Here is a 15,070-nt window from a genome sequence, read left to right on the forward strand (position 1 = left end):
ACTTTATTATTGTCGAATTCTATTTCTTCATTTATAGAGCGTATTTCTTGTGTCTTTACTAAATAGCCATCAATTGTATAAACATCTGCATCTGTGCCAATTTCTGCTCCAGATATTTTAATTCCATTTTTCGTTCCTATAATCTTGAAAGATGCGACTTTATTATTAGCTATGCCTGACGGATTTTGCGAATAAACAATTATAATTGTAGAGTTTTTTGTAATTTGCGGAGTAGTAAATGTGTTTGATTTGTCAAGTTTTGACGAATAGTCTTTATCGTTAAATGAAACAGAATGTATTACCCATTCATCTTCGGGTGTAATCGTAAATTGGTACGTACTTCCTCTCTCTACATAAGTCGAGATTGCTCCAAGCCCTGCTTGCTTAATTGTAAGAGATGGTTTTTCAGAACCTAAAGAAGTAATCTTTATTTTCTTTGAAACCCTTGGAGTAGAGTAATAATTACCATTACCTTCTTGTGATGCCCTTATTTGAATTTCACCTTCCGCTTTACAATCAATATATGAAGATTTACCTGTTGTGTAAACTTCACAAAATTCATTTGAATCAAGCGAATATGCAATAGATAAGCCAGAAGATGCTTCTGCCAATAATTGCACTTGTTCTCCTACTGCTAAATTCGTTAAATCCTGATTCCATATAATATCTTGTTCTGCTTTATTGATAGTGAGCTTTCCTGAATTATAATAAAATGAGTAATTATCATCTTGCCCACCAGTTATATTAATTGTATAAGTTCCAACATTAGTGTCTTTTGTGGCTGATGTGTATGCATAAGGTTCTGTATCAATAGATTTATAATTATCAGTTCCGACAAAACCTTCATATTCTATAGTAAATTGGGGATTATCTTCACCATAGTTTCTCTCATAATTGCCAACGCTTACATATAGGGGCCTTTTTTGAACTGTCATATGTCCATTCTTGTAGATAATAACATAATTTTTAGCACTTGCACCTTCGATCGTGATATCATAAGTTCCTGCATCACTTTCCTTTTTTGCATTTGTTGCTAAAGTTGGCTGAATAGTTAAGACAGAATTATCATCCCAATATTTTAACCCACTACAAGTATAAGTCAATTCTGGATTTTCGGAATAATATGTTTTGCTAACATCATTTGCTTGAATTGTTAATGGGGCTGCATTAATCGTAAGTATTCCAGAGGTGATTTTTGACAACTCGTAGTTCTTTGGTGTAGCAGTTGCAGTTATTTCATATTCACCAACAGGGCTACTATTTGTAGCAGTAGTAGTATAAGATGGGGAACTGGTCCAAGAAGGTGTACTTTCTCCATTTTTTAGCCCAACATATTCCATAGAAAAAGAAGGATTGGAAGCTCCATATTCCCTATAAGCATCCTTTATTTTTGTAGATAATGGTGCTTTGGTAATTGATAAAGTACCTGTTGAATAACTTATAGAATAATGACTGCTTGCAGCATTACTTCCACTAATAGTGTACGTTCCTACATCTGAAGTTTTACTTGCAGATGTGGTAATTTTAGGTAATGATGATAATGATGTTTCATCTTCACCATTTATGAATCCTTCATAACTATAAGTGAAAGTAGGGTTTTCTTCTCCATATTCCCTTTCTACATTATCGATTTTTATTGTTAATGGAGCTGCTTTTATAGTATATGTGAAAGGAATATTCACATTAATGGTTTCTTCGTCTTTAGTTAATGTTAATGGCAATAGAGTAGAATAAGTGCCTACTTCAAATTGAATACTAGACAAATCCAAATTAGCTTCATACCCTGCAACATTATTTGTCCATTCTGTACTTGGAACACTTCCTGTATATGTAAATGTTGTAGTATTAAATGCCCCCATCTCTATTATTTGTGCATCATTTATTTTAGTACCAGGGTTGCCATATGCACTGAGTAAAGGCACATAAGTCAATGAAGTAGCAGTCCAATTGGTAGGTGCAGTTTGCGATAAATAGAAAATCTCTCTTAATCCATCACAATTTAGAAAAGCAGTACTTCCTTGTATACTTGTTACATTTTCCGGAATTACAATAGAGGTTAAATTGCGACAATTGGCAAAAGCATATGTATCAATTTTTTTTATAGTAGGAGGCAATACGATTTTCTTTGCCGTGCTACCTATTGCATAACTTGAGTCAAACTTAGGGTTCGCATAGAGGTCGTTAGTCCAACCTGCAAACGCAGCATATCCAATTTCAGTTACTGTATATTCCAATCCATCATATGTGATAGTAGATGGAACAATGTAACTCTCATTGGTGTATAAGCTCGCTTCTGAGCCTCTGCAATCCCTAGGTACAGGACGAGATGATGCAACAGAAGCATAAGCACCTGATAAATCATAATACAAATCACCTACCTTCACTCTCGTTTTAGCATTTGCACTTAATACTATTATACTTGATAAGGCAAACAAAAATTTCTTCATGTTCATTTTGGTTATTAAGTTTTACATTTATTTATTAGCAATTAAATCTATGTATGAAACCTTTGTACACATCTCTTCGTAGTTCTTTTGCCAAAGTGTTTTTTGCCCGCCAAGAAATCGTAAAATGTCTGACAAGAACTACAGAGTCTTTAATAACTTGTTCTTCATTCAACAAAGAATTATTGTCAACCCATATAAAATGTCCATTCTGTACAAATCTTCGTTGTTCGCCAAGTGGTAAATCACTAAGAGAATCTGTCATAAATGGCTCATGAGCATATGACAATTTTGTTGCATTGAAAGGAGATTGATTTGTCTCTAAAACGTCATTTTTGTAAAGATAAATTAGAATAATCTCACCATCTACGTTATGAAATTTGGGATTCATTACAGCAAACCATATCGCAGTCTCAAGACTTGCTGTTACATCTATTAATCTGCAAGGTAGGCCTAAATGCCTTCCAATAGACATAGCAAACAGCATCTCATCTGTTTTTTGTGGTTTGTTGTGCAACCACTCTGTTTTGAAAACATCACGACGGAACAAATTATATTCATTCTTTTCCGCTTCAAGTATATCTTCAACAGAACATTCCTTTTTCTTTCCCTTTACATGTCGAACAATGGTTGATTCTATTTTGTAATCACGTGATTCATGTCCACGATACAAACTTATCCCTTTGGTATAATTAAAGGCAACATACTCCTGCAATATCTTAATATCAGACTTGGTTCTTATCTGAAAATTATCGGGTAAAGATGTTATAGCCTTCTGAGAACAAGGCGTATCTATGTCAAGAACTGTACCTTCGAGAGGATGTGGTTCTATGAATAAGTCTTTATCATTACAACGTTCCATATTAGAATTGATTTATACCCATAGGCTCCAATAAGGCAAGAACTTTTTAGATGTTATACATACGAAAAAGCGTGGAGCCAATTCTGTCACTCGTTCCACGTGTAGAGGCTCTGGCATCGCCCAATTTGTCGAAACGAGCAACGCCGAAAGCCCCACGCCTGTGTACGTATATAGAAAGCACCCTTGACAACGAACGACAGAATCATCCGAAGCCAATGAGAGCTGTATACAATACACCTCATGAGGCGTTCTGCATTGCTTTGTTTTTGACAAATTGTGTCGTGAACTGCCAGATTCCTACACGTCAAAACCAAAGCGTACAAAAACGCCTTTTACCATATGTATGTCTGCCCAACCTCTGCCCATTGAGGCTTTCGGCATGGGTATAGACGTTACAAAGATAACACTTTCATCTTGGAAACCACTTTGTTTAGCTGGTAAAGTATGGTTTCAATGTCCGATTTAACATTATTAAACATAAATACGTCAAAGAATTCCACTTTTGCGTGATTTTTCTCGCTAAAAAGTTCGTATTATCAATGATTATTCATATCTTTACAGCAACAGAATCCGCCACGCTTCCCATTTGAACAGCGAACCAGGGCGGGGCTTTTGCTTTTATGGGAACATTAAGATTATACACTAAACAGGCTATTTCTATTTCGGAACAAATAGAACTACTAAAAAGTAGAGGCTTAAATATTGCTGATTCATCCAAGGCTGCAACATTTCTTGAAGAGGTCAGTTACAGCGTGTAGCTCGTCAATTCAATCTTCCACAGCATGAGGTGTTGGAAAGCTGGATGCGTAGTGTAACTGTCCTGAGAAACTGTTGCGCTCACCACTCACGACTTTGGAATCGTTATCTTTCCAACGCTCCACAAATGAAAGCCTCTTTACGTGGTGCGTGGGTTGACATTAATGGTGTTGATGCGAACAAAGTTTATGCTATAGCCTGTTGTATTGCATTCTGGCTTGATTCCATGGGATATGGATTGGACTTCAAGAATGAACTCAAATCCTTACTCGTTTCTTATCCCCAGGTAGATCCGGCAGCAATGGGATTCCCTAAGAATTGGATTTCGGATCCTCTATGGAGATAACTTTATAGATAAAATACAGATAAGCCTGTCGGTAGTGAAAATTCTTCATTACCGACAGGCTTTCTTCTTGATATATGAACTATTTGATGTAAACAAGTCGGAATATGTCTGACAATTGTCATTTCTTAGAAGCGTTGTCTTCTTAAACCATTCATCCACATGCGGATGAATATACAATAACGTGCTCACATTCATGAGAAATGATGGCATGGTGTTCCACACCTCCGTCTACCCCGCCCCACCAATGTGTCTTGCCACGGTCGCAGCCAGGTTGTGGCGTGCCACCTCGGGCTGCATCAGCACGGCGAGCGGTCGGGGGTCGGCATCGTTGATGCCCGCCACCAGGTCAAACGCAGTCGAGAGCTGCCCCTCGGTATCGTCGACCGCGCCCGACAGCAGCCACGCCTTCACTCCCTCGCGGCGGCAGCGCGCCAGCACCCCACAGGGAACCTTGCCCATAAGTGTCTGAGCGTCAGACCTGCCCTCGCCCGTGATTACGAGGTCGGCATCACGGATGGCGTCGTCGAAATGGGCGAGTTCCAGCATGATGTCTATGCCCGAGCGGAGGTCGGCGTTGAGGTATGCCATGAGCGCATAGCCCAGTCCTCCCGCCGCACCTGCCCCCGGGTGGAGGGCGAGTAGTGGCGTGGCGAGTCCGGCACGCTCAGTGGCACGGGCAAAGTCGCGCAGACGAGCGTCGAGAGCCCTGACCTGCTCGGGCGAAGCACCCTTCTGCGGGGCAAAGATGCAGGCGGCACCCCGCTCGCCATACAGCTGATTGTCTACATCGCAAGCCACGGTGACTCTACACCGTGACGCCAGGCGCCGACAGTCGCCCAGGGCCTCTATCATGCCCCTGCCGCCGTCGCAGGTGGCGCTTCCGCCGATACCCATCACTATCTCGGTGCAGCCTCGGCTTACGGCGTCGGCCATCATCTCGCCCACGCCATAGGTGGTGGCACGCATCACATCGCGCCGCCCTACGGGCACGAGCGTCAGTCCACTTGCCGCCGCCATCTCCATATAGGCGGTACGACCATCCATAGACACTGCATATTCGGCGGTGACAGGCTCCATCAGGGGGCCATGCACCTCGACGGTAACAGGGCGTGAGGGCAGCAGCCGGCATACACACTCGACCAGCCCTTCGCCTCCATCGCTCAGCGGCAGCTGAACTACTGCGGCGTGGGGCAGGACTCTGCCTATGCCTTGGGCACACGCCTCGCATGCCTCCCGGGCAGAGAGACTGCCCTTGAACGAGTCGAAGGCTGCGACGACCTTGCGTACCGCAGCCCCATGCGCGGTGTATTCCGGTCCCTGTATAGTCGGCATCATGGGAGATAGAGTCTGTTCTCCTGTCGCTCGCGGCAGAGCGGTTCGAGATGGGCTGCCAGCATGGAGAGGCGCTGTCCGATGCCTCGGGCATGGACGGGGCACACCTGCACGCAACGCATACAACTGATACAGAGGGCCGGATCGGTGGTCTGGGGATGGTCTGGCGCGATGGCTCTGGTGGGGCACTGGGCAGCACATGCTCCGCAGCCCTGACAGCGGTCATCGGCTTCGGGCACGGCGCATGGGCTGTACTCGCGGTAAGGACGGTGACCCGGCAGAGTGAACTCGGGGATGGGCACCGACAGGGCTGCGCGGGCAAGGATGGCGGCACCAAACTCACCAAGCTGCGCGGCGTCGCTCGCATCGGGGCGTCCGGCGGCAAGCTGTCGGCACACGCTGTGCTCTGCGATGGCTGTCACGGCTGCCATCACCCGGAAACCCGCTGCGGTGGCTATGTCCTGCATCTCTACAAGGGCGTCGTCGTAGGCGCGGTTGCCATAGACGGCGACTATCACGCACCGGGCGACATGGGCGCTGACGCGTTTCAGCCGCTCTACAGCCAGCATCGGCACGCGTCCGGCAAAGACGGGCATGGAGATGACGGCCAGGTCGTCGGCAGCAATGTCGGGATAAGCGATGTCGTCCTCCCACGAGCAGAGTTCGGTGGCGGTGTCCGTGATGCCGATGCCCGCACACAGCAACTCGCTCACGCGTCGCGTGCCGCCAGTGGGACTGAATGTGATTTGATGTATAGTCATAGGTAAACACTATAATATGGTCACAAAAATACAAAAAAATACGCCAAGCGTGCAGTTTTTCGGTAAAAATCACATACAGGGCAGTGCTTGGGGCAGTGTATATGCCGGCGGTGGGCTGAGGGGCTGGTGCCACGATAATGAAATAATCGGAGACTTGGTACGGGACTTCGGGAAATAATTGCTAAATTTGTACGTGATAATATAAAAGCCTATGCGCAAGGCATATAAAGCAGACGGAAGCCCCGTGCTTTATATCGCCACGGCACAGCCTATGGACAATAACAAACAACCAATTGACAAATCATTATGAACAAATCGCTTATCCTATCGGCAGCGCTCTGCCTCGCGTCGCTCTTCGCTTTGGCAGAGAACACCCCCACCCCACGTCGACAACTTGCTCCGAAACCACCAATGGGATGGATGACATGGAACCTCTTCCAAGGCAACATCAACGAACAGCTCATACGCGAGACCGCTGACGCCATGGTTGAAGGCGGGTTCCGCGACGCCGGCTACGAATATATCTTCATCGACGACCTCTGGCAAGGCGGACGCGACCGTGAGAACAACATCATACCCGACCCGGAGAAGTTTCCGTCGGGCATAAAGGCGCTCGCCGACTATGTACACTCCAAAGGACTGAAGCTCGGCATCTACTCGGATGCGGCACAGCTCACCTGCGGCGGACGGACAGCGAGTCTGGGTTTTGAGAAGCAGGACGCACGCACCTTCGCCTCGTGGGGCATAGACTATCTGAAGTACGACTACTGCAACGCTCCTGCCGACAGTGCCACCGCCCGACAGCGCTACCGCACTATGGCTAACGCTCTGCAGAACTCGGGGCGCGACATCGTGCTCGGCATCTGCGAGTGGGGTCAGCGCCAATGCGAAGAGTGGTGCGAAGAGGTGGGAGGACAGCTCTGGCGTACCTCAGGCGATGTGCGCGATATGTGGAAGGACATCGTGAAACAAGGCGGCATGGGTATTCTGGACATCATCGACATAACGGCGCCTCTGGCAAAACACGCCCGTCCGGGACAATGGCCCGACATGGATATGCTGGTGGTCGGCCTGTACGGAACGGGCGGCCCGTCGAGCGACCTCGGTGGCGTAGGCTGCACCACGACCGAATATCAGACGCAGATGAGCATGTGGTGTATGCTGTCGTCGGTGCTTGCCATGACCAACGACCTGCGCAAGGTGACCGACGATGACCGCCGCATTCTGCTCAACAAGGAGATTATCGCCATCAACCAAGACGCTCTGGGCAAGGCTGCCGAACGCATTGTGAACCTGCCTGCGCAGCAGGTCTACATCAAACCGCTCGCCGACGGTTCGCACGCCGTGGCCATCCTCAACCCCTCGGACGAAGCCCAACGCATAAGCCTCAACTTTGCAAGCCTCGGGCTCAACGGCAAGTACACCGTGCGCGATGTATGGCAGCACCGAGACATAGCCCGGAAAGCCAAGAGCTGGAAAGGAAGCGTGGCCGCGCATGAGACCAAGGTGTTTGTGGTGAAGTAAGAAGACACCTAACCGACGAAAGACGAATAACAGGAGCATCTGGCGGCAAGCGAAGAACGCTGCAACCATGATGCTCCTGTCATCTTATAGCATACTGACAGCAACCGCGACAACCTCCTCTCTGCCTTCGGCGGCCGTCGCATAGGAGGAAGGGCGCAGCTATCGTCTGCGGACATCCCGAAAACAAGCCGTGTGGTCACCCGATACCAGTCACAATGACCTCGGGAAACCACACGGCTTGTCAATTAGACTCGCACGCCATCGGGGCGCTGAGGAAGGGAAATCAGAGAGCAGCCACAACCTCTACCTCTACGAGGGCATTCTTGGGCAGCGTCTTGACAGCCACAGCCGAACGGGCTGGATAAGGCTCGCTGAAGAATGTGGCATAGACCTCGTTCATGGCAGCAAAGTTGGCCATATCAGAGAGGAACACCGTGGTCTTGACCACATGGCTCAGGTCGATGCCTGCCTCGGCAAGCACATGGGTAACATTGGTGAGCGACTGGCGGGTCTGTTCCTTGATGCCGCCCTCGGCAAATTCACCTGTGGCAGGATCGATGGGCAGCTGGCCCGACGCAAAAACGAAGCCACTGGCCACGATGGCCTGGCTGTAAGGCCCCACCGCTTTGGGGGCGAGTTCAGAATGGATTACTTTCATCATATTATCTGTTAGTGTATATATTGTCCTTCGGGTTACAAAAATACTATTTTCCCACGACAACCAACTATATTTCCCTGTATTTCTACAGCTGCATGGCAGAAGCGGAAGCAGAGACTCTGGAGCCGTAAAGGAAGCAGACAAGACAAGCAGCGGGTGTGTCATATCCTATGGATGACACACCCGCTGCCTCTATGTAGACTCTCTTATTACGGTTTCACCTCTTAGAGCTATCTCCTCTATCGGCTTGTCTGCATCGGCAAGATGCTCCAACAGCAGTCGGCAACCTTCCTGCGCCATCTTGGCGATGGGCTGTTCGACAGCCGTCAGCTGGGGATGTACCAGGGTGGCCAGGGTAGTACCCGACATGCAGCAGAGCGCCACATCGTCAGGGATGCGCAAGCCGTGCTTCTGGATGACGCTCTTGGCTCCCAGGACAGCGGTCTCCGTAAATCCGAAGACGGCGTCAAAAGGCACCCCCTTGGCCAGATACTGCTCCATCACCCAACTGCCCTCTTCGGCCGACAATGCCGGCAGCAGGACATCATGCGACTGGTACTCGACATGAAACTTCTCAAGCGCCTCACGATAACCTCTCAACCGTTCATAACTGTTGCGGATATAAGACGGACCGGGAATATGGATGATGTGCTTGTAACCCTTGCGCAGCAAAGCCTCAACCATGAAAAACGCCATGATATAATCGTCCATGCGTACCTGGGAAGCCCTGACCCTCTCCACGGTTCTGTCAAAAAACACGATGGGGATGCCTCGCTCTATCACCTTATTATATAGATCTACGTTGCGCTCCTTGTCACAGGCACTCATCAAGATGCCATCGACGCGCAGCTGCTCCATCATCAGGATATTCTCACGTTCCTGCTCGGGATTCTCATTGGAGATGGCTATCATCACCTTGTAGCCCTGTCTGCGCAGGATGGCCTGTGCCTCGTTGATAAAGATCATATAAAACGTGGTGACGATTTCGGGGATGATGATGCCGATGTTGTGGGTACTCTGCTGTCTGAGATGTACTGCCAGTTCGTTGCGATGATACCCCATCTGCTCAGCGGTTGCCAAAATCTTCTGCAGAGTTTCGGCCTTCACATTGCCGGTATCTCCCGAGAGGGCACGGGAGACGGTGGACTTGGAGATGCCCAACACCCTTGCAATATCCATAATGGTGACGTATTTTGCCATATCTCTTTGGGTCTTTTGTCTATGCGCTTGTAAAGATACTTATTCTCCATGAGAGCAACAACAAAATGCGGATCTTTTTGGGAACGGTTGCAGAAAATGGGAACGGTTGCGAGAACGGTTGTGGGAAAAAAGATGCTTTTTTTCTTGAATTGCCTGCGAATTCACGCTACCTTTACAGCGTGATAAGGGAAGAGCAGGTTCTCTCGGAGAGTACTACTTCCCAACGCCTAAGAATTAAAAACAATACACTACCCAAACCTAAAAAAGATGGAACAAGACAGTAAGTGTCAAGCGAACTGTTCACAGATGGACGACTCGCAGAAAAACAATGCAGAGGGTAAAGTTCCCTTCATCAGCAAGCTCGCCTATGGCATGGGCGACGTGGGCTGCAACTTCAGTTGGATGTTTGTAGGCAACTTCCTCATGATATTCTACACAGACGTGTTTGGAATCAGCATGAGCGCTGTAGCCACCCTGATGCTTATATCCCGATTCTGGGATGCTATCAACGACCCAATCATCGGCGCACTCACCGACAAGACCCATACTCGCTGGGGACGATTCCGCCCATGGCTGCTCTTCGGAGCCCCTATCACGGCACTGGTGCTGATACTCACTTTCTGGGCACACCCCGAATGGAGCCAGACCGCCAAGATCATCTACATGGCAGTGACCTACTGCATCCTGGTACTGGGCTATACCTGCGTCAACCTGCCTTATGGCACTCTCTGCGGAGCCATGACACAGGATATCGACGAGAGAGCCAAACTCAACACCAGCCGCTCGGTAAGCGCGATGATGGCCATCGGCGTAATCAACATCGTAACCGTGCCACTCATCAGCTGGTTTGGCGCCGGCGACACCAGATATGGCTATCTCGCCGTGGCTGTGCTCTATGGCATCATCTTCGCCGCCTGCCATCTGTTCTGTTTCCGCAAAACCAGAGAGGTGGTGGAGATACCTGTGGGTCAGAAGCTCCCGCTGAAGGTACAGCTCTGTGCCATGATGAAGAACAAGCCCTATATGCTCGCTCTCTTAGGCCAGCTGCTCTTCGGTTTCATCCACTATGGACGCAACGCCGACATGCTCTACTATTTCACTTATGTAGAAGGTTCGGCCACGCTCTTTTCCTTCTATTCGATGGCCATCATCGTGCCAAGTATCATCGGTGCAGCCTGCTTCCCCATGGTATTCAGAAAGACCGGCAACAAGGGTCTGGCTGCAGCCATCTTCGCCTTCCTCACCGGTGTCACGATGATCGCTCTGTACTTCTTCAGTCCCAACGGTAGCGCCATCATGTTCTACCTGTTCTCAGCATTGTCATGGTTCTTCTTCTCTGGATTCAACACTGCCATCTATGCCATCATCCCAGACTGCGTGGAATATGGCGAGTGGAAAACGGGCATCAGAAACGATGGATTCCAGTATGCCTTCATCTCTCTGGGCAACAAGATAGGCATGGCGCTCGGCACATCGCTTCTCGCCATTGCCCTGGGCAGTGCAGGATATGTAAGCAACGCTGTGCAGAACCCGGAAGTGCTGAGCATCATGCACCACGCCTTCAGCACCATACCAGGAGTGTTATGGATCATCACCGCAGGGTGTCTCTGTCTATACAGACTCAACAAGAAACAATACAACCAGATCATGACAGAACTGGAAAACAAAAAGAAATAAAACTCCATCGGTCATCAGGCCGATGGGTGGGACAAGACAAACGAAAATTGCCCAACACACTAACATTAACGATAACAACCATAAAAAAACAATACAACTATGAGACAAGCAATATTGGTAGAACCCAAACGTATCGAGTTTAAGGAAATAGCAGAACCCAAGGCAGCTGACCTGACAGCCCATCAGGTGCTCGTCAACATCAAGCGCATCGGCATCTGCGGCAGTGAGATACACTCTTACCACGGTCTCCACCCCGCCACATTCTATCCAGTGGTACAGGGACATGAGTACTCGGGAGTGGTAGTGGCTGTAGGCAGCGAGGTAACCGTATGCAGCCCCGGTGACCACATCACCGCCCGCCCACAGCTGGTCTGCGGCAAGTGCAACCCCTGTAAACGCGGACAGTATAATGTCTGCGAACATCTGCGTGTACAGGCATTCCAGGCTGACGGCGCAGCCCAGGACCTCTTCGTCGTAGACGATGACCGCGTAGCCAAGTTGCCCGAAGGGATGAGCCTCGACTATGGAGCCATGATAGAACCTGCCGCCGTAGGTGCCCATGCCAGCAACCGCACCGAGGTGAAAGGCAAGAATGTAGTGGTGAGCGGTGCTGGAACCATCGGCAATCTCATCGCCCAGTTCTGTATCGCCCGTGGCGCCAAGAACGTACTGATCACCGACGTGAGCGATCTGCGTCTGGCCAAAGCCCGCGAGTGTGGCATCGAGCATACGCTCAACATCACCAAGAAGCCCCTCAAGGCAGCTGCCCAAGAACTCTTCGGCGAAGAAGGCTATCAGGTAGGCTTTGAAGTGGCTGGCGTAGAGGTTTCTATCCGCTCGCTGATGGAGACCATCGAGAAGGGCAGCGACATCGTGGTCGTGGCTGTCTTTGCCAAAGACCCAGCTCTTAGCATGTTTCACCTGGGCGAACACGAACTGCGCCTGATCGGATCGATGATGTACCGCCACGAGGATTATCTCACCGCCATCGACTATGTGAGCAAAGGCATCGTCAACCTCACGCCTCTCATAAGCAACCGTTTCGCCTTTGAGGAATATGATGACGCATACAGATTCATCGACAGCCATCGCGAGACGAGTATGAAGGTTATTATCGACTTAGACCAGAAACCACAAGAGAAGAAATAGCAGACAGGCAAGAAGAGACAGTCTGCACACCATTGGCAGATACAGAGAAAGGATGTACTGACGTGTGCAGACTGTCCAAAAGATTGGACCGCAGCAATGGACACCGCCAGAAAGATGCCCACGCAACGGAAAACAGACGATGTATCCAGCAATCTAAAACTAAAAACGACAATGGAAAAGAAACAATCAGTAATAGGTATCGGCGAAGCTCTCTTTGACATGCTGCCAAGTGGAAAGAAACTCGGTGGCGCTCCAGCCAACTTCGCCTATCATGTCTCTCAGTTTGGGCTCGACAGTTGGGCTGTCAGCGCAATGGGTGATGACGAGTTGGGCAAGGAACTGGAAAAGGAACTCGACGACCACCATCTCAACTATGAGATAGAAAAGATAGACTACCCTACCGGCACCGTACAGGTGACGCTCGACGCCAATGGAATACCCTGCTATGACATCAAGGAAGGAGCAGCCTGGGACAATATACCCTATACCCCCGCCCTGGACAGATTGGCCAAGAACTGCACCGCCGTCTGCTATGGCTCGCTGGCCCAGCGCAACGAGGTGTCACGCAATACCATCTACCGTTTTCTCGACAATATGCCTGAAGAGAAAGAAACTCTCAAAATCTTTGACATCAATCTGCGTCAAGGATTCTATAACAAGGAGATTATCACCGAGAGCATCAAGCGATGCAATATCCTCAAGATCAACGACGAGGAACTGATCACCATAAGCCGCCTCTTCGGCTATCCGGGTATAGACCTGGAGAACAAATGCTGGCTTCTCCTGGGCAAATACAACTTGAAGATGCTCATCCTGACCTGTGGCGTAAACGGCAGCTACGTATTTACCCCAGGCGAGATATCATTTATCGAGACACCCAGAGTGGAAGTGGCTGACACCGTGGGCGCCGGCGATTCGTTCACAGGCGCATTTGTGGCAAGCATCCTGAAGGGCAAGAGCGTAAGGGAAGCCCACGAACTGGCGGTGAAGGTATCGGCATACGTCTGCACACAGCATGGTGCCATGCCTGTATTGCCCGAAGAATATACCAGATGACACCTCTTCTGCCCCATAGCGGCTGAAAGCGGCCGTGACATTGGGGCAGAATCAGCATGCGGACCGCTGGACTCGGACACACGCAGAGCAGGAAGCGTTATGAGCACTTGTTATGCCTACGACAACCAACTATATTTCCCTGTATTTTATTTGCGGATGATGAGGAGGTGATGGCTGGGAGGAAGAGGGAAAACTGCAGATAATCGCCTGGATATAAAAAAAATATGGCGATTTTGTTGACAATTCGAGATATTATCACTAAATTTGTCAACAAATATTCTATTAAGATGAAACACAACTGCTTTAGCATACGTCTGCGGGCGGCGCGCCTGATGAGCGGCCTCAGCATGGCACAGCTGGCTGACCGATGCCGAATCGGGCTGACGCGGCAGAGCATATCACGCTATGAGCAAGGGGCGATGACTCCCAAGCCACCTCTGTTGCACGCCCTCGCCGAGGCGCTCGCCATCAGTACTGACTATCTGATGGGCCACGGCGTAGAGATAGACCGCCCCATGCTGCGCACGGGGATAGGAAGCGGCATGGGAGACGAGGCGACAGAGATGATATCGGCCCAAGTGGCATATTGGGCTGAGCAGTATCTGGCTGAAGAACAGCGGACTGGCATAGCCCATACGTTTGTCAACGAGATAGCACCGGTCGTTGTGGGCACCCAAGATGAAGCACTCAAGGCAGCACAACTGCTACGCAAGTCATGGCGCTGCGGCGAGGGTCCCCTGCCCCATCTGCTGCGGCTCATGGAGCGCAAGGGCATAAAGATACTCGACACGCCTCTGCCCAAGGATGTCTACGGGCTCAGTACCTGGGCAGACGCCATCCATCCGCTCATCATCATCGACTCGCGCCCGGAGAAGACTACCGTCGAAAGACTGCGTTTCACCGCCTGTCACGAGTTAGGGCACCTGATACTCACCATTGCCGACGGCACAGAGGCTGCGATGACAGAGAAACTATGCAGCAAGTTTGCCAGCTACTTTCTCTTCCCTCCTGACACATATATAGAAGAGGTAGGCGCCCACCGCAACAGCATCACCCTCGCAGAGTTGGCCGACCTGCGCGGTGTCTATGGTACCTCGATAGCCGCAATGGTGCATCAAGCCTACGATCTGGGCATCATCGGCCGCGAGCACTACGACTGGTGGTATGACGAGATGATCAAGAAAAATCCACGAGAAGAAGGATGGGGGCAATATGACATTGCCGAAACCATAGGCAGGGAAAAACGTATCAAGTCTATCGCCGAAAAGAGTATACCGAGAACCCAATAACAATCAACTAACACAT

General features: G+C 49.4%; 12 protein-coding genes. 6 read left to right on the forward strand and 6 right to left on the reverse strand.

Translation table 11 applies throughout. From position 1 onward, the window contains the following. Together CIK92_RS13515 and CIK92_RS11125 are read right to left on the reverse strand one after the other, a co-directional pair. A partial coding sequence (locus CIK92_RS13515; RefSeq protein ID WP_158214784.1) for an MBG domain-containing protein occupies positions 1 to 2,453 on the reverse strand: 2,453 nt, incomplete at its 3' end. 28 nt (positions 2,454 to 2,481) lie between these two features. Beyond that, a complete protein-coding gene (locus CIK92_RS11125; RefSeq protein WP_094389119.1) occupies positions 2,482 to 3,306 on the reverse strand; it encodes an FRG domain-containing protein in 825 nt (274 codons plus the stop codon). Between the two features lie 787 nt (positions 3,307 to 4,093). Between CIK92_RS11125 and CIK92_RS11135 the strand changes: the two genes are divergently transcribed. After that, the gene (locus CIK92_RS11135) at positions 4,094 to 4,408 is read left to right on the forward strand and encodes an Abi family protein (RefSeq protein WP_254046076.1); all 315 of its coding nucleotides are present in this window, start codon (positions 4,094 to 4,096) and stop codon (positions 4,406 to 4,408) included. 228 nt (positions 4,409 to 4,636) lie between these two features. Here CIK92_RS11135 and CIK92_RS11140 read toward each other — a convergent pair whose 3' ends face one another. Both CIK92_RS11140 and CIK92_RS11145 read right to left on the reverse strand, forming a co-directional pair. Next, on the reverse strand, positions 4,637 to 5,743 hold the full coding sequence (locus CIK92_RS11140) for a glycerate kinase (RefSeq protein ID WP_094389120.1): 1,107 nt from the start codon (positions 5,741 to 5,743) through the stop codon (positions 4,637 to 4,639). Beyond that, entirely contained in the window at positions 5,740 to 6,501 is a 762-nt protein-coding gene (locus tag CIK92_RS11145; RefSeq protein ID WP_094389121.1) for a 4Fe-4S binding protein, read from the reverse strand. The genes CIK92_RS11140 and CIK92_RS11145 overlap by 4 nt, the downstream gene beginning before the upstream one ends. A gap of 306 nt (positions 6,502 to 6,807) precedes the next feature. Between CIK92_RS11145 and CIK92_RS11150 the strand changes: the two genes are divergently transcribed. Further along, positions 6,808 to 8,025, forward strand: a complete 1,218-nt coding sequence (locus CIK92_RS11150) for a glycoside hydrolase family 27 protein (RefSeq protein ID WP_094389122.1) — start codon at positions 6,808 to 6,810, stop codon at positions 8,023 to 8,025. A 283-nt stretch (positions 8,026 to 8,308) separates the two neighbouring features. Here the strand turns inward: CIK92_RS11150 and CIK92_RS11155 are convergent, their stop codons facing one another. Both CIK92_RS11155 and CIK92_RS11160 read right to left on the reverse strand, forming a co-directional pair. After that, positions 8,309 to 8,683, reverse strand: coding sequence for a RidA family protein (locus CIK92_RS11155; protein ID WP_094389171.1), 375 nt, complete (start codon positions 8,681 to 8,683; stop codon positions 8,309 to 8,311). 192 nt (positions 8,684 to 8,875) lie between these two features. Continuing rightward, positions 8,876 to 9,883: a LacI family DNA-binding transcriptional regulator gene (locus tag CIK92_RS11160; RefSeq protein WP_094384811.1), complete on the reverse strand. Its 1,008-nt coding sequence runs from the start codon at positions 9,881 to 9,883 to the stop codon at positions 8,876 to 8,878. Positions 9,884 to 10,150: 267 nt separating this feature from the next. Between CIK92_RS11160 and CIK92_RS11165 the strand changes: the two genes are divergently transcribed. The 4 genes from CIK92_RS11165 to CIK92_RS11180 all read left to right on the forward strand — a co-directional run bounded on the left by CIK92_RS11165 (position 10,151) and on the right by CIK92_RS11180 (position 15,054). Continuing rightward, positions 10,151 to 11,560, forward strand: a complete 1,410-nt coding sequence (locus CIK92_RS11165; protein ID WP_254046078.1) for an MFS transporter — start codon at positions 10,151 to 10,153, stop codon at positions 11,558 to 11,560. A gap of 99 nt (positions 11,561 to 11,659) precedes the next feature. Continuing rightward, a complete protein-coding gene (locus CIK92_RS11170) occupies positions 11,660 to 12,709 on the forward strand; it encodes a zinc-binding dehydrogenase (RefSeq protein ID WP_094389124.1) in 1,050 nt (349 codons plus the stop codon). Positions 12,710 to 12,880: 171 nt separating this feature from the next. Next, the gene (locus CIK92_RS11175) at positions 12,881 to 13,765 is read left to right on the forward strand and encodes a carbohydrate kinase (protein WP_094389125.1); all 885 of its coding nucleotides are present in this window, start codon (positions 12,881 to 12,883) and stop codon (positions 13,763 to 13,765) included. Between the two features lie 287 nt (positions 13,766 to 14,052). Continuing rightward, the gene (locus CIK92_RS11180) at positions 14,053 to 15,054 is read left to right on the forward strand and encodes a helix-turn-helix domain-containing protein (protein ID WP_158214785.1); all 1,002 of its coding nucleotides are present in this window, start codon (positions 14,053 to 14,055) and stop codon (positions 15,052 to 15,054) included. Positions 15,055 to 15,070: the final 16 nt, after the last annotated feature.

Source organism: Prevotella sp. P4-67, assembly GCF_002251325.1.
In the GTDB taxonomy this organism is placed as follows: Bacteria; Bacteroidota; Bacteroidia; order Bacteroidales; family Bacteroidaceae; genus Prevotella.

Coding starts and splice junctions, on each gene's coding strand:
- CIK92_RS11125 (WP_094389119.1), bottom strand. CDS start 3,306: ATGGAACGTTGTAATGATAAAGACTTATTCATAGAACCACATCCTCTC.
- CIK92_RS11180 (WP_158214785.1), top strand. CDS start 14,053: ATGAAACACAACTGCTTTAGCATACGTCTGCGGGCGGCGCGCCTGATG.
- CIK92_RS11150 (WP_094389122.1), top strand. CDS start 6,808: ATGAACAAATCGCTTATCCTATCGGCAGCGCTCTGCCTCGCGTCGCTC.
- CIK92_RS11160 (WP_094384811.1), bottom strand. CDS start 9,883: ATGGCAAAATACGTCACCATTATGGATATTGCAAGGGTGTTGGGCATC.
- CIK92_RS11165 (WP_254046078.1), top strand. CDS start 10,151: ATGGAACAAGACAGTAAGTGTCAAGCGAACTGTTCACAGATGGACGAC.
- CIK92_RS11170 (WP_094389124.1), top strand. CDS start 11,660: ATGAGACAAGCAATATTGGTAGAACCCAAACGTATCGAGTTTAAGGAA.
- CIK92_RS11175 (WP_094389125.1), top strand. CDS start 12,881: ATGGAAAAGAAACAATCAGTAATAGGTATCGGCGAAGCTCTCTTTGAC.
- CIK92_RS11155 (WP_094389171.1), bottom strand. CDS start 8,683: ATGAAAGTAATCCATTCTGAACTCGCCCCCAAAGCGGTGGGGCCTTAC.
- CIK92_RS11145 (WP_094389121.1), bottom strand. CDS start 6,501: ATGACTATACATCAAATCACATTCAGTCCCACTGGCGGCACGCGACGC.
- CIK92_RS11140 (WP_094389120.1), bottom strand. CDS start 5,743: ATGATGCCGACTATACAGGGACCGGAATACACCGCGCATGGGGCTGCG.